Source organism: Rubripirellula amarantea, from assembly GCF_007859865.1.
Taxonomy (GTDB): domain Bacteria; phylum Planctomycetota; class Planctomycetia; order Pirellulales; family Pirellulaceae; genus Rubripirellula; species Rubripirellula amarantea.
The window spans coordinates 243,370-264,821 of sequence record NZ_SJPI01000003.1 but is presented as its reverse complement, the minus strand read 5'-3'; the positions used below and the strand labels follow the sequence as shown (position 1 = coordinate 264,821).

Sequence of the window (21,452 nt, the reverse complement as noted above, 5' to 3'; positions counted from 1 at the left end):
CCCTCAATCAAGCGTTCGCATCTCGCCGTCGCGCAGACGTTCAATCCATTGGACCGTTAGCGTGATAGGTTCCCTCCGATGCCCGGGAGACATTCATGCCTCGAAGAAACTCATTCATGCGTTGTTTTGGCAATCCGCTTAGCCGTCGTGGATTTCTGGCCGCCGGTACGATGGGTGGCTTGGGATTGTCGTTGCCTGAGTTGCTGATGCGTCAGGCGATGGCCGAGCAAAAGAACTACGACTTTGTTGAGGCAAAGGCCAAGAGTGTCATTCACATTTTCTTGCCGGGTGGATTGGCTCAGCAAGAATCGTTTGATCCAAAGCCATACAGTCCTTTGGAATATCGCGGTGAGCTCAAGACGATCAAGACGAACACGGGAGAGCAATTTTGCGAAACCGTTCCACAATTGGCCCAACGCGCCGACAAGTTCAGCATCATTCGTTCGATGACTCACGGCGAAGCAGCCCACGAACGCGGTGTGCACAACATGTTTACGGGGTACAAGCCCAGCCCGGCGCTTCAGTATCCAAGTTTTGGCGCGGTGGTCAGTCATGAATATGGTCCGCGAAACAACTTGCCTCCTTACGTTTGTATTCCGAACGTACCGAATGAATTTGCTGGAACGGGCTATTTGCCAAGTAGTTATGGTGGCTTCGCCCTTGGCAGCGATCCGGCTCAGGATAACTTCCAAGTTCGAGATTTGAACTTGGCGGGTGGTGTTGACGAAGCGAGGTTCGCGCGACGCAAGTCCGCGCTGGAATTGGTGAACCAATCGTTCGTCGGGAACACTCAGGCTGACAACGTCAACGCGATGAACACGTTCTATCAACGGGCTTACGATTTGCTTGACACTCCGGCCGCCAAAGAAGCCTTCGACATGAGCAAAGAGGACGCGGCCGTTCGTGATCGTTATGGCCGCAACCAAGCGGGACAGCGCATGTTGATGGCTCGCCGCTTGGTCGAGGCCGGCACTCGTTTGGTCACCCTGACTTATGGAAGTTGGGACATGCACCAGGGCATCACCGGCAGCATCAAGAATCAAATGCCCGCGCTTGATCAAGCTCTCGCGGCCCTTATTGATGACTTGTCCGAACGAGGTCTGCTGGATGAAACCTTGGTGATGGTCAGCAGCGAGTTTGGACGCACGCCGAAGATCAACGCGGATGCCGGACGCGATCACTGGCCAAAGGTGTTCAGTGTGATGCTGGCCGGAGGCGGTATTAAGGGAGGGATGATCCACGGAGCGTCGGACTCCACCGCTGCTGAACCGGAAGACAGCCCAGTTTCACCTGCTGATCTCGCAGCCACGATGTATCGCTTGATGGGGATTGTTTCGGACAAAGAACTGATGGCACCTGGGGATCGTCCGATCGAAATTGTCGATGGAGGAAAACTGATTGAACCGCTGATGGTCTAGTTCCCTTTGGCTTGTCGGTTCTTCCTTGTTATGCGAAATCCAATCATGTTGATCGTTCACCGTTATTTACTTGCTGCGTTAAGCGTGGTCTGCACCACGTCGGCCTTTGCATCGTTTCCGGTCGTGTCCCGATCGGAACCGTTGGGCGCCGTCCGCGGCGAGGAGGCCACGTTTACATTTCATGGGACTCGGTTGGGCGACGCTCATTCAGCCATCGCCGATCTTCCGGGGATCGAGATTCTGGAAGTCAAAGCGGTCGATGGAAAGAAGGCCACGGTCAAGATCAAGTCTGATCCCAATCTTGCACCAGGGCTGTATCCCATTCGTTTGGTGACTCAATCTGGCATTTCCAACATTCGTTTGGTGGGAATTGGTGCGATGCCAGTGGTGCAAGAGGTTGAGCCCAATGATTCGTTCGATTCCCCGCAAGCCATCGAGATGAATACTACGGTTGAAGGCGTGGTTAATCGCGAGGATCTTGATCACTACAGCGTCGATCTGAAAGCAGGTGATCAGCTTAACGTCGAGATTGAAGGGATTCGTTTAACCTATTCGCTTAACAATCAAAGGATTCTTGACCCTTTCATTGCGATCCTGGACGAGGGACGATTCGAAGTCGCAACCAGTGACGATTCGTCTTTGCTTGGGCAAGACGGCGTTTGCACGTTCACTGCGGAAAAAGATGGACGGTACACGGTGCTTGTTCGCGAAAGTTCATTTGGTGGCGATCCAACCAACGGCTATCGGTTGCACGTTGGGAACTTTCCTCGCCCGATCGCCACCTTCCCAGGAGGCGGAGTCCCAGGGGAAGTGCTGGTGACGAAGTTGCATTCGCTTGACGGATCAGAATCCGAAACCTCCGTGACGTTACCGAGCGCTTCAAGTGACCGGTTTCCAGTAATCACCGAGACAGAATCTGGGATCAGCCCATCACCGAATTGGATTCGAGTGAATCCGCTTCCGGTCGTGATGGAAACGGAACCTAACAACGACCACACCAAGGCGCCGGAATTTGAAGTGCCGGCTGCATTTTGCGGTGTGCTGCAAGAACCAGGCGACTTCGACAATTTCGCTTGGCAGTGCAAGAAAGGCGAAAAGTATCGCATTCAGGTTTATGCCCGAGGATTGCTGCGATCGCCTGTCGACGCGGTGATGAATCTCTTTGCCCCGGACAACAAGCATCTGGTTTCCTCAGACGATGTTGGTGTCGCGCGGGATCCGTTCGTGGAATTTACCGCAGCGGTGGACGGTCGGCACACGTTGCGCATCTACGATCACTTGCGAGGCGGAAGTCCTCTGCATCACTATCGCATCGAAGTCGAAAAAGCGACTCCTACGTTTCACTTAACTCTGAAGGAACTGCGACGAGACGAAGCTGGGATGGCGTGCGTGCCTGTCGGCGGTCAAACCGCGATCATGGCTCAGGTTGCTCGTAAGGGATACAACGACGAGATCAACATCGAGATCGAAGGACTGCCAGCGGGAGTCGAAGCGAAAACATTCGCGATTCCCCAAGGCCGTGCGGAGATTCCGGTTTTCTTGTCTGCTGCCGCTGATGCTCAACCGACAGCCTCGCTTTTCCGACTAGTGGGCAAAGGTAGCGAAAAGCACCCAGATGTGGTTGGGACGTTCGGTCAGAATCACAAATTGGTACTCGGCCAAAACCGTCGTGCATTGTTCGAGTACGAGACGGAAAAAGCCGCGGTTGCGATTACCGAGAAGGCCCCCTTCAAAATTGAACTGACTCAGCCGCAAACCCCGATCGTGCGAGAAGGCAGCAAGAATTTGCGAGTGACGATTACACGTGACGAAGGGTTCGATAAAGAGGTCCGTATCCGGACGCTGTACAACCCACCCGGCATTGGCGTCAACAACAGTTTGAAGATCGCAGCGGATAAGAATGAGGTGGACATTCCGATCACCGCCAATGGAGGCGCCGCGATAGGGAGTTGGCCGATCATCTTGATGGCGAATTATCCCGCCGCTCATGGCAGTGCCGATATCGCGACGCCGGTTATCAATCTGGACGTGCAAGACCTTTACTTCAAGTACGAGTTCCCGCGAGTCGCGGCTGAACTGGGAACCGATGCGATTGTTTCAGTAAAGCTGACGGTTGCACGACCTTATGAAGGTGACGCCGAAGTTCAGTTGGTTGGCTTGCCTAACGGAGTGACGAGCCCTGAACCGATTCAAAAGATTACACCTGAATCTACCGTCATCAACTTTCCCATCAAAGTTGCCGCTGACGCAAAAGTGGGCACTCACAAAACCCTCGTTTGCATCGCGAGAGTGAAGGTCGGGGAAGAAACAATCGTGCAGACAACTGGCACTGGCGAAATTCGCATCGATGCACCGTTGCCGCCGAAGAAAGATGCTCCGGCACCTGAACCAAAACCTGAAGTCAAAGCACCCGCTAAGCCCGCCGAGCCCAAGCCTTTAAGTCGCTTGGAACAACTTCGTCAAATGACGGGCAAGTAATGAACTCGTTTAATCGCGTAGAGTCTATGAACAAGTTTCCCTCGCTCGTGTCATCGCTGGTTTTATTGGCCGGCCTAACGGTGGCAATGCCGGCCGCGATGTCGCCAATTGTAGCCGCCGAACCGGCTGAAGGTGGTGGTTCAGAAGGGGCGAGCGCTATTCGCACTGATCCACCCAAGAAACCAACCATCACGGCGTACCCGCCAGAAATAAAGTTGGGTTCTTCGCGAGATTTTCAAAGCTTCGTTGCTGTCAACATGCGTGACGATGGCATCACGCTTGATGCGACCGAACAAATTGAGTGGGTCTTGTCCGACCCGTCGAAGGCAAAGCTTGACGGCTTTAAGCTGTTCCCGCTCGCTGATGGCGATACCGAATTGGTCGGGACCTACTTAGGTGCCGAGATTCGTATTCCAGTCAGCGTAAGCAATGCGGCTGATCGGCCAGCCATTAGCTTTGAAAAAGACGTGATGCCCGTGCTTACTCGGTCCGGATGCAACACGGGATCCTGTCACGGTGCAGCCCGTGGGAAAGACGGCTTTCGCATCAGCTTGTTCGGTTTTGATCCTGCTGGTGATTACCATCGGATCACTCGCGAGATCGGCGTGCGTCGCATCAACTTAGCTATTCCCAGTGAAAGCCTGTTGCTGAAGAAATCCGTCGGCAGTGTTCCTCACACCGGAGGCAAACTGTTTGACGTCGATAGCGACTATTACGCCACCATTTTGGAATGGCTCGAAGACGGAGCGAAGATTGACCCATCTGACGCCAAGCCGCCTACCGTCGCATCGCTCAAAATTTATCCTCCCCAAGCAGTGATCGAGGGTGAAGGATCCAAACAACGATTCGTCGCGGTGGCTACCTACAGCGATGGAAGCACACGCGACGTCACACGCTTGGCCGCATTCACTTCCAACAATAGCGGCACAGCAGCTATCGACAACGAAGGTACGGTCACGGCAGGGCGACGTGGTGAGGCGTTCGTGATGGCCAGGTTCGATACTCACACCGTTGGCAGTCAAGTGTTGGCGCTTCCGGAAGGTTTGCAGTATGAACCACCCAAGGCGAATCCCGATGCCGGCGAGAAGAGTTACGTCGATCAAATGGTTGAACGCAAGTTGCAACAGTTGCGAATCACTCCGAGCGGTCAATGCACTGACGAAGAATTCATTCGTCGCGCCACAATCGACATTGTCGGATTATTGCCGACCGAAGAGGAATACCATGAGTTCATCGCTGATGTGGGCGACGATAAGCGTGCTCGCTTGATCGACCGACTGCTTGAGCGAAAAGAGTTCAGCGAAATTTGGGCAATGAAGTTCGCTCAATTGTTGATGATCAAGAGTACCAATCAAGTCAGCTATAAGTCGGCGTTCTTGTATGCGAGTTGGTTGACAGACAAATTTGCCCGCAACGTGCCCGTCGATCAAATGGTTCGGGAACTTCTCACAAGTACCGGGGGCACATTTACGTCGCCGGCCACCAATTTCTATGAGATCGAACGAGACAAATTAAAGACAGCCGAAAATGTAGCTCAGGTGTTCATGGGAATTCGCACGCAGTGTGCGCAGTGCCATAACCACCCGTTTGATCGCTGGACGATGGATGACTATTACGGCTTCGCATCGTTCTTTTCGCAGGTCGGCCGCAAACCGGCCGAAGACTATCGCGAACAGATCGTGTTCAACTCGTTTGGTGGTGAAGTCAATCACTTGGTGACCGGCAAACCCGTTCCTCCCACGTTCCTTGGTGGCGAGAGCCCGCCAACCGCAGGTAAGGATCGGCGCGAAGTTGTCGCCAACTGGTTGGCCAGTCGCGACAACCCGTTTTTCTCGAAATCAATAGCCAATCGCGTATGGGCGCACTTCATGGGGGTCGGTGTTGTCGATCCCGTGGACGACATTCGCATCAGTAACCCGGCAAGCAACCCAGAACTATTCGAGGAACTGGGAAAGCGCTTGGCAGACTACGGTTTTGACTTTCGTAAACTTGTCCGCGATATTTGCAACAGCGAAGCTTACGGTCGAAGTACCGCGACCAATGATTCCAACGCTCATGATTCGCGAAACTATGCACACGCCGTGGTACGACGGATCCCTGCGGAAAGCTTGTTGGATTGTCTTTGCTCGGTAACGGAATCGCCTGATAAGTTTCGCGGTTTGCCCCTCGGTGCTCGAGCCGTACAGATCGCCGACGGGACCACGACGAACTATTTCCTTACCTCGTTTGGTCGATCGCCACGAACGACCGTTTGCGAATGTGAAGCGAGCACGGATCCCTCTCTCTCGCAGGCTCTGCATCTGCTCAATGGCAATTCGGTTCACAACAAAATACGAAGCGGCAAAGTGATCGAGCGTTGGGTGAACGAGGAAAAACTGACTCCTGAAAAAGTCATTGATCGCATCTACGTTCGTTGCCTATCGCGGGTGCCAAGTGTTGATGAGAAAGCGGGGCTGCTTGCAGCTATCGAGGGTGAAGCCAACTCCGTCTTGGCGCTAGAAGATATTTTTTGGGCCGTGCTTAACGGTCGCGAGTTCGTATTTAACCACTAGTCACTTGCACCATGAATAATTCAACTTTTTGGCATCGCGTCTTCGTTGGTGCGTTGATGGCGGCGTTCCCGACGCTCGTCACTGCCGAAGAATCCACTCAGCCGAAGATCACGTTTGAAGAACACGTGCAACCGATTTTTCGGCAGCACTGTTCGTCATGTCACCATCAAGGTGAAAAGAAAGGTGGACTTGCGCTTGATAGTTTCAATTCGGTGATTGAAGGTGGTGCCAGCGGCGAGGTCGTGTTTGATGACGGCGATTACGAAGGCAGTCGGTTATGGCAGTTGATTAACCACGACGACACGCCTGTGATGCCGCCGAACCAGGACAAGATTCCAGCTGAACAGTTAGAACTGGTTCGCAAGTGGATTGAAAATGGTGCGTTGGAGAACAATGGTTCCAAGGCTAAAGAAAAGAAAAAGAATGCGCTCGCCTTTGTTGCTACCGGTGGCGGTAGGCCAGAAGGTGGTGGAGCTATGCCGGATTCCGTCCCCCAAAAAACGTTAGTAGTTACGTCGCGTCCAGCGGCGACGTCCGCGATCGCGACCAGTCCTTGGGCGCCGCTTGTTGCAATCGCTGGTCAGAAACAGATTCTTCTTTACCACACCGACAACCATCAGTTGCTCGGCATTCTTCCGTTTGACGAAGGTGTTGCTCAATCGCTTCGTTTCAGCCGTGACGGATCGTTCTTGATTGCTGGCGGTGGCGAGCATAGCGTTAACGGCATCGTGGCGGTCTACAATGTAAAGTCCGGCGAGCGAGTGGCGGTGGTCGGCGACGAGCTTGATACGGTTTTCGATGGTGATGCGAACGATGCGATGAATCGCATTGCTTTGGGTGGTCCCAAAAAGATGCTTCGCATCTACGACGCAACCGATGGATCGAAGCTTTTCGATCTCAAGAAACATACCGATTGGATCTATGCGGTTGCGTACAGTCCCGACGGCGTGCTGGTAGCGTCGGGCGATCGTAGTGGTGGACTATGTGTATGGGAGTCCGAAACTGGGCGTTTGTATCTGGACCTGACCGATCACAAGGGTGCGATTCATGGATTGTCTTGGCGTGACGATTCGAACGTATTGGCCAGTTGCAGTGCCGACGGCACCGTCAAGCTTTGGGAAATGAACCAAGGCAAGGCGATCAAGTCTATCAACGTCAATGGTGGCGCGGTGATGGATGTGTCGTTCGACCATCAAGGTCGACTCGTTACAGGCAGTGCCGACAATAAAGCCAAGTTGTGGAACGCCGATGGCGGCCACGCTAAAGATTTTCAACCCATGGCGGAAGACGTTTTGGAAGTCGAGATCACGCATGATGGAAAAGCGGTAGTCTATGGCGACTGGACGGGCCAGATATTTATCGCCGACACGGATGATCCGGCCAAACGTACTCCATTGGCCGCAAATCCGCCCACCACGCAGGAACGATTGGAAGAGGTCAAGAAAGTACTAGCGTCGGTTCAATCGGAACTCAATCCGTTACAGTCCGCGATGCAAGCAGCTCAAGCAGCGGTAGAGGCAGCCAAGGTTCCAATCGCGACATTGGAAAAGCAGATTGCTGACAAGAACAACCTGGCTAAGGCCGCTAGCGATGAGGTCACGACTGCTACGGCAGAGCTGCAGGCGATCGATGGTCTGTTGCCTCAACTTACGTCTCAGTCGCGTGACCTGCAGGATTCCTTGATCGCCGCACGTGTGAAGTCGAAGTCGGATGTCGAAGGGCAATTGAAGCCTGAGAACATTGAAGCATTGGCCGTTGCCGAGCAAGCGTTGGGTGATCACCTTTTGGCTCTCGCGGCGAAGAGACGTGCCCGCAACGCGACGACTCAGAAAATTGCTGCTGCCCAAGCTCGAAGTGAATCGCTGAAGTCCGAGGCAACAAAGTTGGCGGAAGGGTTGCCGCCTTTGAAGCAGCAACTTGACGCTGCGATTGCTGCGGCGGGGGCAGCCAAACAGACTCACGACCAAGTGGCGACGAGATTGGTTTCCATTCAAAAACGGCACGATGCGCTGGCTGCGGAAGCGCACTGATCCCCTTGACGTCCGATTGCATCCGAAATTTGCATTCTGACGGTTATATCAGCACCAATTACGGGCTATCCACTCGTGTTTTGGCTTTGCGGATTACGGACTTTGCGTAGACTAAGTGGGATGGCAGGATGGTCAACTGCTATTCTTTTCTCCTTCATCTCATCTGGCTCGCTCATTTGCAACGTTGCCTCGTCTACCGACGGGTGGTTTTCGCATTTCCACTGAGCCGCCTCACGCAGATACTCTGTCGTTATGCGATCCATCCACTCATTCGATCCAATTGAAAGCTCGCAACGAATGCGAACCGAAATGGCTCTACGTCTGCGAGTGTTCATGAATCGGTTTTGGTTGTTGCCGCTCTTGGTTGTGATTCTAGTGGGGCAACCTGTCGGTACGGCTTTGGCTCAGCCGCCAGGGACGACACCGTCCACCGAAGTGTTCGACGATCAGGGCGGCGAAATTCCGATCAAAGGTTTCTTGTTTTTAAACGAAGCCAAGAACCGCGTCATTATGCCGGGATTGAGCTGGGAGGAATTCGAACGACTCCAGAACCTCGACAACGGGGTCGAATCGACTAGCGGTCGATACGCATTCGAGTCGCTGCAAGTAAGCGGTACTGTCTTCGGACTTCGCGCGGAAATGGAAGTCACAATCAAGTTGACGATCGATGCGACCGGCGGTCGCTTTGTCACGATCCCATTAAGGATGAACAACTTTCACCGCATCGCCCCACCGGATGTAAGCGGGATCGCAGAATACTACATGACGGTGGCCGAGGATGGTTCAGGTCATCAAATCTTGGTTCGTTGTGACTCCCGATGTGACGCAACGATCAAGATGAAGGTTTCCACCAGAGTTCAATCGAGTTCAGCTCGATCAATTGATTTTCGTTTACCCGAAGTGTCCTCTCGCGTCGATATCCTGACCGACGATGGCGACAGCGTTGGCGAAGTGGTGGGACATGGAGATGAAACGATTCAGTCGACCACCGTCGACAAGAAGTCGACCAAGTTATCCGTCGACAGTAGTGGTGGTAGCTTCACATTAATGTGGGGTAAGCCTCGGCGAGTGGATGGCGAGGTTGATTCCTTAGAGGTGGAAAGTCGCGTCGTGATGCAATGGGATTCGCCCCAGGATTCACCGATCGTAGAAGTACGCTTGACGGTTCGCAACGTCAAAGGGTCTGTTGAACGTATGCGAGTCAGGTTGCCCAAGGGATCAGTCGTGCTCGACCTGCCGACGTTGGGAACGGGTGGGCAAACCGTAGAGTTCATTCCTCTGTCGGAAGAATCAGACGCAGCGGAATCCGGAATCGGCGAAATCTACGAGGTCGAAATTCCTATCGAAGAACGCCAGCCGCGGATTGACCTTAACTTCGATTTACAGCTTGCGGGCGAAAACGCGACCTCGAAGGATCCTTTGCTCCTACGTGTTCCCGAAGTGATGGACGCGATTCGACACAGGGGAGAACTAACCGTTCAGATCGCAGACGACTATCGCTTACGTTGGAAAGCCCGGCCATGGATTCGCAGTGCAGCGATCGAGAACCCAGAAGAAAGCGTATCGCAGCGTCAGTATCAGTTTCGGTTTGATCGTGGTTCCTTTGAATTGCCGATTTGGTTATCTGCCAACGAACGTCGCTTGCGTTTGACCAGTCAGTCGACAGTCACCATCGAGCAATCGCAAGCGTTACTTGAAATGATCATCGATGTCAGTGGTCCAGCGAACGATGGACGCCTGAGGCTCGATGACGCTTCGTGGCAAATCCTTTCCGTCGAGCGAGTCGGAACGGGAGAGCAACTCGAGTACTTCACATCTGAAACGTTGCGAATCATCGAGCTGGGGATGACCGGTACCGAAAGTAGTTTTTCGATAAAAGTGCTCGCCAAATTACCGATGGGGCAAGACCTCGGGGCGATCCAATTTCCCGTACCAAGAGTTGTAGCAACGGGCAACGATGTCCTGATCCGAGATGCCAATCTGACGATCGTTGGGGCCGGACGTTCGTTGTTGGTCGTTGATCTAGAAGCGTCGGAAGGCTTGACTCGGATTACGCCTGAGGACCCCGCACAATCTAGTGACGCTATGGTCAGTCGATTTCGTCTGCCGAACACTGAAAGCACGGCGATTGTAGCGGGGAACCTGATCGATCAGCCGCCTCGCATCACGCTATCGGCGGGGATGAATATTGAAGTAGATGGTAGCCAAGCTGTCACAACCGTCGATTGGGAAGTCACTTCGCCATTGGACTTGGGTGGCAGCCTACCGATTCGAATTCCCGGCGCGACGCGTTCGGAAGATGCCGAGCGGAATGCGACATCGCCCGAACTTGATTCATCTCAACCGGAAAGCTCGACGCTAAATGCGATAACCGAGCTTGCCGATGATTCGCTGTTACCATTTGATTCAACGAACGCGGCCACTGATCAAGGTTGGACGGTCACGATCGATGGGGTGCCGGGCAAGTTGCAACAGCGATCCGACGACATGTACGACTTGATCAGCGACCGGTTGGGCCGTGGCACTACTCGCATTCGATGGCGACATGAAGGAAGTCTGGGGACCTCGTCAAGAATGATTCTGCCTTACACGTTGATGTTGCCGAGGCCCGCAATTGCCGACGTGACACTCCGCGGCACAATTGAATTGCGGTTGCAAGGCAATCAAACTTCCCAATGGGTGCCACTAGATTTTCCCAATGGAAGCAAGTCAGACGATCGCAATTTGACTCGTCTGACTCTTGATTCGATTCCGCGGGATCCCGTTCGATTGCGTCTGCAGCCGAGATTGTCACGAAAGGATGAACGGTACGTTCAGCGAGCAGTCTTGCGTTCGGCCGTAACCACTCGCACTCGGTATGAGCAACTATTAGCGTCCATTCAAGGCGGTGACGAGATTCAAATTTCGTTGCCATCCCTTGCGGCAGTCAGTGACAGCTTGGAAGACATCACGGTCGAAGCATTTCTAGACGGTCAGAACGTAAACGTAAACGGTCGCGACAAGACGTTAACCATCTCACTTCCCGGCGACGCATCGGTGCATCACTTGGATTTGCGAATTTGGGTCGCTCGCGACACCTCAGCGTGGACGGCAACGATAACTCCCTTGATGAAGTTGCCGGTTGGAATCGGCCGAGTGTATTGGCAACTAATCGCACCATCGGACAGCCATGTGATCTGGGCATCACCCACGGTGGGCCGAGCGATGGAATGGCGTTTTGATAAGTGGGAGCTTTTTCGCGAGCCCGTATTGAATGATCAAGCGTTAACGGCAAGCCCGACCGCGGTTCCCAATGCTGCGTTACCAGGAACGCGCTACTTGTATGTGGGATCTGACCTCCCCTCCTTCGAAGTCGTGCTTATCTCGCGGACTTTGCTGTGGTTGATCGTCGGCAGTGTTATTTTATTGGTTTCGGTGGTGCTAACGTATTGGCCCGCCTCAAGACATCCACTCGCTGGTGTTGTAGCGGCGATTGCGTTCGCGGGTTTGTTAATTGTCGCAACGGATGCTGCTGTCTTAGTAGGGCAGTTCGCTACCATTTCGCTGGTGTTGGTGATCGTGATGATCGCCATTCGAGCTCTCGTGTCACCGGCAGAAGGAGGTCGGATTTTCCAAGGCCGATCGAGCTCGCGTTCACGTGAGTTTGACACTCGGCCCGTCGTAGAAGCAAACGCAGAACTTGCTGGTTTGGCTGAAACTCATTCGCTGAATCCATCGTCACATCGACATACGGTTCCAAGCCTTGAAGGACAGCCTCGTCATCGAGAACCGGTGGCCGATCGAGGTAGCCATTCAGGCGATAGGATTCCCAACAGACCATCGGACTTAGGAGAATCATCAGGCTCACAGGGTGGTTCGGCGCGGCAGAGCGGTTCGGGGACGAGGTGACCCGATGAAATTTGTCAGTCATTCAATATCGCTAGTCCAATCTCTCATGCGAAGTGTCGTGTGGATTGGTGGTCTAAGTGCAGTGATGTTGCTTACGATGTCGCCAGTCGCATCGCATGCGCAAGACGGCGAGCCGCAGGGCGAACAATCGTCGATGACCAACGACGATTCGGTCGAACCTGTCGATCCGGAACCCGAACCTTCTATTGATGAGAAAGAAGCTCAGTCGGATGACACGGTCGAAAGTGCCCGTGATTCAGAAGCGATCGACGAAGCTAACATACCAGAGCCACTGGAAGAATTTCCAACGCGATTGCCAGACGGTAGGACCATCGAGCCGATGGGGATATTTCCTGGTCAAATGATTGAAGTCATTCCCGAAAGCTACTGGCCGATCTCTATCGACAGTCTGAAGAAGGCGATTGATCGGTGGCGGGAGGCAACGGCCGACGAAAATTCAAGTCATTTGCGATCGGCTGAGTATTGGATCGACATTGATCGTGACACCATGGTCAGTCGCCGAAGCTCGATTGACATCGAATCGCTCCGCGAAGGTTTGATTCGAAGATCGCTAGGACGTGTCAACTTTGCAATTCAACTTTCTGATGTCAAGCGAAGTGGTGACCCGTCGACGATTCCTCGTTTGATTGCGCGACCAGATGGCGAGCTGTATGCCGAATTTGAATCTGCGGAAGCGTCCAGAACACGCGTGGACTTTGATTGGCAACTTCACGGCAAGCCCACCGCGCGAGGGCATCAATTCGAACTTCGCATTCCTCGCACCGGTCAAACTCGTTTCGTGCTCTCGGTTCCCGAAACGATGGAGTTGATTGCACTTGATGGAGTGTTGCGTTCGCGTCCGGGACCACCCAGCGACGCTGGCGATATTTCGCAATCGTTGGAGGGCAAACGACGTTGGTATGAGGTCGATGCAGGCGGTCTGTCTACGGTACGCTTTGAAACCCACCGGTCGGACCTGGATCAAGTCGAGCGTTCGATGGTAATTCGTCGTACGAAGATGGAATACAACGTCGAACCGTCCGGACTCTTTTGGGTTCAGCGGATGGAATTGAGCTTGCCAGTCGATTTGAAATTGCCGTCGCTGCGGATTGCCGGGTCGAACATCACCTCGATCAAAGTTAACGCATCAGATGCCGCGTTTGAAACCACCGTCGTTGATGAACTGGTTACAGACTCGGGTGTTCTGAAAGTTCAAGATTTGACAATCATTCCTCCGCCAGGGGTCATAGACCCACGACGGCCCCTTGTCAGTGTTGCAGTCATCGGCCAGTCATCTTGGAACGAATTTTGTGACCTTCCGATGCCACAGTGGGATCAAGGAAAGGTGGTCAATGCTTCAGTGTTGGATGAAGTGCGTTTGATGATTGCACGGCCCTTGAGTTTGATCGAGTGGGCGATGCCTCCCGGGTGGACACAGGTCACGCAGGCCGTCTCGGGACGTTTTGAAACTCATAGTGCATCGGGGCCATCTTACGTACTGGATCCAGAGGCTTTGGAACGAGCAGCCTTACCCGCGGTCAAGCAAGACGATAGCGAGTTTACACGAAAAGAACCTCTTCGACGTGGCAGGCGTGCGGCTAAGAACCCGTACGCATGGTCGCGATTGCAATTGGCTGAGGAGCCCGTTTTTCGCTCGTCGGCAACGTGGTTGCGTTTTGAAGCACGCGATACCTCGCTCAATGGAATCGCAAGGGTCGAAATACAAGTTGATCCAGAGCGAATCACGCCGGTACAGATGAAAGTGCAGCCTGGTTGGGACCTACAGAGTATCTCTTTACCTACATCGGGACGGACCATCGAACTTCCCTCAGTCAATGAAGCGGTCCGTGGCTTTTGGGTTTGGCCTGAATTTGCTGACTTGATCCAACGTGAAGTGGATGCCGGTGGCGATAAGCCTGAATCGCCTGATGAGCCAATCACGGTGCCGGATGCCGATGCCATTCAACCTCTTAATCCAAATCCCACCGTTCGTGAGAAAAAATGGTTTCTGATTGTCGAGCTCAGTGCCTCGCGCGGCGTCAACATGAAGGGAAGTTCGATTGACTTGCCCTCGCTCTGGTTAGCCCGAATCGACGCAGTATCTAATCCGGTGGTTGCAGCGATTCAGCCACCGAGCGATATGAATTGGAGTGGCGAAGCAATCTTGGATCGCAGTCGAGTCAATAAGTCGACACTCAGTGAGCGAGAGTCGGCGTTCTTTGGTGGCTTAAATCGTAACACTTTGTTTTTTCGTCCCAACGATCGACAGACGCCCGCGGTGCGATTGGCAACCCCCAGCGTTGATTACGGTGCTGCATTGGCGACTCGACTGGAATACCGCAACGGTGAATTCTACGAAGAACTGACGCTGAAGGTGACCACGTCTGGACGTTCACTAGAACGTTTGCTGGTTCGTACGGGAAGCTCCAGATCATTGCCCGAGTATCAATGGTCGATTACCAACGAAGACGGTGAACCGAGCACTAGTTTGCCAACATCGCAGGTCGAGGTCACAACCGAGGATGATGCTGACACTTACAGAATCAACGTCTTGGACCTTGATTTGCGAACGGCATCGTTGATCGCACGCCGGCGTTACTCGGCAGCTCGTACCACGCTTGAGTTGCCGATTGCGCCTGAAGCAACAAGCATACAAAGCGAGGTTTGGATTGGACCAGGCATTGATGTGCTTTCCAAGAATCCCTTGATTCAGATGATCCCGTCGCCGTATCAGGTTCCCCCTTCACCGGGGCCAGCGACCGATGATGCGAGCAAGCGAGTCGAGGCATTTACCGGGACACGACTAAGGTATGAGTCGACTGAGAAGATGCTGTTGACCGTCGCTCACATGGACACTGATACCGCACCGAACTTAGTTGCGCATGAACAGATTCGCATGGTGGCATCGAGCCGCGGTAGCGATCGTGTTGAAGCTACCTACCAAGTCACCGTTTCAAAACCTTTGGTGATCGACTATGAACCAAGTTTGCAATTGACGTCGATCACCCGAGATGGAGTCGGCGTCGATTTGTTGTCGATATCGCAGCTTCCCATCGTGCTTCCGCCGCGTGAAGATGTAACCTCGCCATCGCCTGAAGTCGTCCGCGTGACTTGGGAACGCAGCCAGTTCAGTTCCAGTTGGCTACGCAGAGTTCGTATTCCCTTGGTCGATGTGAAAGCAGCCGTCTTAAGACGCGACTACCAATTGATCTCATCGACTGATTCATTTGCCCCGTTGTCGATTCTCAAAAGCAGCCAAGTCCGGGCGTTTCGCACCAATCAGTTGGTCAGTGGTGTCGAAGTTGAACCAGGAATGAAAATTACACTGATCCGACGCGACACCTCGCTCGCGTTTGGATGGCTGCTTGCTATTGCCACGTTTACTGCGACTTGGTTCATGATGCAACGTTCAATTTGGATTGTTGCGATGTGGTTTACCACTTTGGTCGCGATCTTGGTTCTATGGTGGGCATGGCGGTTTCCATTGATCGGTTGGTTGCTTGTGCCGACTGTCGCCGCTTCGTTACTCGTTTCGGCTCGTTCGTGGACTCAGCGAGGTACGCTGCTAGATGGAGGCATGACTACTGATGCTTCCGATGGATACCCGGCTTCGAATACGCCCAATTCCGACGACGCTTCCACCGACTTGTCGTGGGCTTCAATCTTTCGCGTCATGGGCGCAATCATTTTTTCGGCACTCTGCACAGATTCCGCTTGGTGCCAGTTGACTTCAGAGACCAATGCCGCGAAGGCCGCCCGCCCGGTGACGGTGTTAGTGCCCGTCGATGAAGAAGGAAAGCGTTCAGGAGACATGGTCTATGTTCCGCAGTATTTGAAAGACCAATTGTTTCCGAGTCAGCAACGGCTTCCGGTTCAAAAAGCTGATCTCGTTTCGGCGCAATACACCCTTAGCATTGGCGATCCCAAACTTGTTGAAAGCCCCATTCGCGAGACTGTGATTGAGGCCGACTATGCCATTCGCCTTCCGACGACACCCGTCGGTTTGAATCAAGTTGAGTTGCCTATCGAGGTTGCCAACGTTTCGCGAATAGAGTTGATCGGAGAATTGAGCCGAGGAGACAGCAATCGAATTGTCCGTTACGAAGCCTCGGCGACGGGGCACACGTTGATCACGCTGCCAACTGGCCAATCGTTCCGTTTGCGAGTAACGCTGCGACCGGCGAAAGAGTCCATCGAAGGCTGGACTCGATATCGCATGAAGATCCCCGTGGTCTTCATGGCCAATTTGAGCGTCGATTCAGAAATCAATTTGAGCGTTGTTCGAGTCGGTGGAGATCAAGGGCGTATCATGACCGAGTCGGATCTTCGACGTTGGTCGCAACCGATTGGGCCGACGGGCGAATTGATCGTTGATTATCGAATTGATGGTCGTACCAACGGGGATGCAAATGTCAAAGCCCTTCAACGACGTTATTGGATTTCAGCGGGGCAGGAGCGAGTGTCAATCGATTGCGAGGTTGAACCACCTTTGCCAGTCGGTTCTGGCGAATCGTTTGAGTTTGTAATTCGCGACTCGCAAATGCCGCTGATGACTTCGAGCAACTGGCAATTCGTGTCGTCCGAATTGTATGCACCTAACCGACGTTTGATGACCGTAAGCAGCGTTCGCAATAATCCTGGCCCCGTTCACCTGCTTTGGACGGTTCCAGTCGGTACGTCAGCGATGGATACGGATCAATCGGTTTCGGATCCGATGACCAATAGCAATTGGTCGCAGTCCATCAGCATTCCTGAAGTGATCGCAGCAGCACTCGGCGAAAACGCACCTGCATGGGTTGCGATGCATTGCACCGAGCCTTTGCAAATGAGTGTCTCGAACGGCGATTTGACTGAACCGCTTTCGGTGGATCAGTTTTTGGTCCGTTGGTCAGGGTACCGCGGGCGAATAGATCGCGCTGTCGTGGCAGTTTCTGAAATGCCTACTCCGGTGATTACCCTAAGTCGCCCTGCACTTGTTCAAGTTGATGCGGTCCAACGACTTCACGTGACGGATCAGCAACTGGAATTAACTTACGATGCAACGATCAACACTCAGGGTAATGCGGCAAAGCGATACACATTGACTGTGCCACCGCGGGTTGAGCTGTTTGACGTTATTGTCGACGGTAAAAAAGTATTAACGCCAGGTGTGAAGGTTGAAAACCAGCAATCCGTTCGCATTGGCGACTTTGCAGAAGGGCGAATGGTCCGAGTTCAAGTTGTAGGTATGGCGAGTCTGCCGTCAAGCAAACGATTTGTTCCACCGACCTACAGCATCCAAGCTAGTGATTTAACATCTGAAGTGGCCAGCGCTTTGTCATCCGGAATCGTGCGAAGTGAAGTGTACGCGATTACTCGCGATCGAACTTGTGATGTCGAAGTGGTCCGCCCGCTGTTGGGCTTAACTCCGACCGACGAAGCGGTGGATGTTCGTGATCTTTCCAAAGGACTGTTGCACGTTGCCACTTGGGTATTGCCACCTGATCAAGTTCAAGAATATATCGACGCGAATGTCAACAAGATCGATCGCACCAAGCTTTGGAGTGGTCAACTCAATGTGCGTCCCAAGTCGACACGGTTTAGTTCAGAGCAACTGATCTCTTTATCGCGTGATTCTGGTCGCTGGCAAGTGTCCGCGAAAGTGAAGTTCACCGGCGGGAAGATTCCTGATTTTGTTGACATCGAAATTCCAAAACGATGGTGCGAGTCTTTGAGTATTTCGCCCAGTGCGACATGGTCTCAACAGGCCTCAACGGACGCGTCGGTGCAATTGTTGCGAGTGATGTGTGATCGGAATGTTGAAATCAGCAAGATGATTGAACTGACGGGACAACTCGAACAAAACGACGATGGGCGAATCGGAGTGCCTACGATCGACATCTTAGGTGCCGGACGTCGAACGACTTACCTGCACGTTCCTAGACGCTTGGTCAACGAGCCCATTCAATGGAGAACCAGCGGCGTCGAAGCTTCCGAAATGCCTGCTCATTGGACGGTTGGACATTCAATGCCAACCACTGATGGCGGTTCAGAATCGTCCAATCAACTAGCGGAGGTTAGCGGTCTTTCATCGGGCGATTCGGCCGTCTACCAAGCAATCGGCGGTAATTGGGCCGTGGACTTGGCTCCGCTTCCGAAAACAGGAATTCACGCTGTCGCCATTTCACAAGACAATCAGATTCTTCCCAGCGGCGATTCTATCTTCGTCGTGACGCACTGGGACCTGTCGCCGGGAAGTCGTGAATCCATTGACGTTCGGCTTCCGGCCGAGGCTGAGATGTTGGGCGCTTGGGTGGGTGGAAAACCAGTCGACTTCTCGCTCCTCAGCAGCGTCGCAAATAGTTCAGCATATACCGAATCAAAGTCGACCAGCGCCGCCGAACGCGTTGTCATGGTTCGAGTGCCATTGACGCTAAGTCGACTATCCCAAGTGGTGCGAGTGCTTGTCCGACAGAAAGCCCATGCGACGCGGGCCACTACCCGATTACCGGAACTTGTTGATATCCCGGTGACGCAAAACTGGTTGTCGACTTACACGCCCGCACTGGGCAACGATTCGGCAATTTTGCCAACCCAGGTGTCTGAAGAGTCGTCCGCTAGCGGCGAATCGCAAAGATTGGTGTCGTTGGCTCGCTCGGTGGTCGAATCCGTCGAGATGGCGGTTGATCTTCTCGCGGATCGTCCCAGCGGCGAAGTGGCGTCTTGGTTGGCGCCTTGGCTTGATCGTTACCTTGAACTTTCAGCGGGGGCTCAGCATCCTGCTCGCTTGACGATACAAGACGACGAGCAGGCGATCGACGCGTTGGCCGAATCGGCTCAGCCGAGTGTGGAGTCCGAAACGGATGTTGTTAAGGACAGCAGTCCCGAATTGCAGTCTCAGTACTGGGATCGACTTGACCAGCGAATGGCAGTCTACGCCAGTCAGTATTTGCCCGGCTATGTGGCTCGAGACAATGCGTTGCTGCCTGTCTCTGGATTAGATGGGTTTCAGCTCGTCAATGTCGAATTGGTTGCCGCAACGAACCACGGGTTGTCGGTTGACACCAGCACGTTCAACGACCGTCGCGTGCGACGATTGATCACCAAAGTGATCACGTTAATTCTTGTGTTTGGTTTGATGTTTTGTTGCCGGCCCTTGTCGTCGTATCTGCGACCGATCATCGTCCACCCGGTCTTTTGGCTGGGCGTTCTCGGCATGCTTTCGTTTTTCGTTGCGCCGCCCTACGTTGCAGCGGCTTTGGTGCTGGTTGCGCTTTCGATGCCAATTTTTCCGACGAAGGCAAAACGAAATCCCCGATTGTCGCGGTGGATTTGACGGTCTTCCAGCGAGATTCGAAGTGACTTCGGCGCGTCCGCAACATGACTTCGCTCGCGATGCGCAGTCGTTGTTCTAAGCTGTTGATCGGTCGTCGAACGACATCGGGTCTGTAGCACGACTTGGGGATTGTACTTATCATGGTTTGACTCTTCGCCAGAACGACAGACTCCCAACTTATTCTTGCTATCGGTTCTATGTCATTTCTTCGCTATTCGATCTTGTCTTTGCTCGTCTCCTGTTGGACAGTCGGACTGCTTGCTGACGATCCGACCGAAACTCGATTGGTTAAGCCTACCGATAAAGCAGCGAACGGAAGCCAGGGCGAGGCGAAAGCCGCCGCTGATAAATTCACGTTTCAGTTAAGCGAGGAAGTTCGTAGTGCTCTGATGCCTTTGCTGGAATCGATTCGCAGTGCGAAGGTCTCGCGTGTGACAGTCGAGATGTTGGCGGATTCCGTCTTGTCGGGACAAGTTGTCGATAGCCGCGAATCAACGTTTCAGATTGCTTCTCGATTACCAGGCAGTTTCACCGTTTACCTGAAAGAGCCCGACCAACGAACGCGATTGTATTGCGATGGAGGGGCGATTGTTGCTGCAATGGCGCCGGATGCGTACTTTACGCTGCCAGAGCAGTTGTCGATTCAAGAAGCGATTACGGATTTGCCGGTGCCGATAGGGCCTTATCCCGAACCACTTTTGGCCTTGTCCTTCGCGGGGTGCGATCCTGCGGTGTCGTTGATCGGTGGTATGAAGTCGATTGAATTAGTGGACAAGGATAAGTTCCGAGGCGAGATCCCCGCTGTTCATTTGCATGGGGTACAAGCTGATGACGTGACTTGGGATCTATGGATTTCCGCTGGCGACGAACCGCAACCGCTTCGCATGCTGATTGATCTGACGCCCATGTTGATCGCATCCAAAGATGTCCATGTGCCCGCCGGTTACTCGTCGCAAGTTCGCTACGACTTTCTCACTTGGCGTATGACTGGCAAGGTCGAAGACAGTTTGTTCGTCTTCAAGAAAGCACCGAACGCGGTGGAATACGAGTCGCTAGAGGACTACTTCCAAAAGATCACTGGCACGAAAGGCTACCACCCGCTGCTAGGTAAACCCGCACCGGCATTTGTTGCCAAAACGTTCGGAAAGAAAGGATTCGATTCGAAGTTGCTCAAGGGACGTGTAGTCGTATTGGATTTTTGGTCGACTTGGTGCGAGCCGTGTCTGACCGCTTTGCCCATCATTAAGAAGGTTGCTGATCGCTACTCGGACAAAGGAGTCGTGTTTCTTGCGGTCAATACCGGAGAAGAAACTGAGGAGGTTCGAGAGTTCCTCAGGAAGGAGCGGTTGTCGATGAATGTGCTGCTTGACAAGGATGGGAAGATCGCCGATGGCTACCTAGTCGAATCGATCCCCCAAACGGTCGTGATTGGTAAAGATGGCTTGGTGGAATCGGTTCACTTGGGTTTCGCCGACGAAGAGTCACTCGAACAGCGGCTGACCGACGAGCTCGATGTCATGGTGGTAGGAGGCCGTATCGGATCCGCAGAAGCCGGCGCATCGCAGCAAGGGAAGAATCAGCAAGACGTTCGCGAAAAAGAAACTTCCGATACCCAAGTTGATCGTGACGCAGGCACCAAGAAGGTTCCGCGAAAGAGGCCCTAATCGTAGTTGGTAACCTGGGGACGCCTTATCGTTTGCTTAATCTGGTTCGTTCAGTCCAAAAAAAAATGCGAACCCCGTAAAGATCAGGGCACGCATTTGATGATTCC

At 53.3% G+C, this 21,452-nt stretch carries 7 protein-coding genes; all 7 read left to right on the top strand.

All coding sequences use genetic code 11. From position 1 onward, the window contains the following. Positions 1 to 116 precede the first annotated feature (116 nt). The 7 genes from Pla22_RS20985 (at position 117) to Pla22_RS20955 (ending at position 21,345) form a co-directional block, all read left to right on the top strand. Complete coding sequence (locus tag Pla22_RS20985; RefSeq protein WP_146517346.1) at positions 117 to 1,418, top strand: DUF1501 domain-containing protein; 1,302 nt, start codon at positions 117 to 119, stop codon at positions 1,416 to 1,418. A 45-nt stretch (positions 1,419 to 1,463) separates the two neighbouring features. Further along, the gene (locus Pla22_RS20980) at positions 1,464 to 3,896 is read left to right on the top strand and encodes a PPC domain-containing protein (RefSeq protein ID WP_146516774.1); all 2,433 of its coding nucleotides are present in this window, start codon (positions 1,464 to 1,466) and stop codon (positions 3,894 to 3,896) included. A gap of 86 nt (positions 3,897 to 3,982) precedes the next feature. Beyond that, positions 3,983 to 6,448 carry a DUF1549 domain-containing protein gene (locus tag Pla22_RS20975; protein WP_390620299.1) on the top strand — a complete coding sequence of 822 codons (2,466 nt, stop codon included), beginning with the start codon at positions 3,983 to 3,985 and terminating at the stop codon, positions 6,446 to 6,448. 11 nt (positions 6,449 to 6,459) lie between these two features. Beyond that, positions 6,460 to 8,478: a c-type cytochrome domain-containing protein gene (locus Pla22_RS20970; protein ID WP_242632227.1), complete on the top strand. Its 2,019-nt coding sequence runs from the start codon at positions 6,460 to 6,462 to the stop codon at positions 8,476 to 8,478. A gap of 252 nt (positions 8,479 to 8,730) precedes the next feature. Next, a complete protein-coding gene (locus Pla22_RS20965) occupies positions 8,731 to 12,366 on the top strand; it encodes a hypothetical protein (protein ID WP_146516772.1) in 3,636 nt (1,211 codons plus the stop codon). Positions 12,367 to 12,370: 4 nt separating this feature from the next. Further along, complete coding sequence (locus Pla22_RS20960) at positions 12,371 to 19,681, top strand: hypothetical protein (protein WP_146516771.1); 7,311 nt, start codon at positions 12,371 to 12,373, stop codon at positions 19,679 to 19,681. A 197-nt stretch (positions 19,682 to 19,878) separates the two neighbouring features. Next, positions 19,879 to 21,345, top strand: a complete 1,467-nt coding sequence (locus Pla22_RS20955) for a redoxin domain-containing protein (protein ID WP_146516770.1) — start codon at positions 19,879 to 19,881, stop codon at positions 21,343 to 21,345. The last annotated feature ends 107 nt before the right edge of the window (positions 21,346 to 21,452 follow it).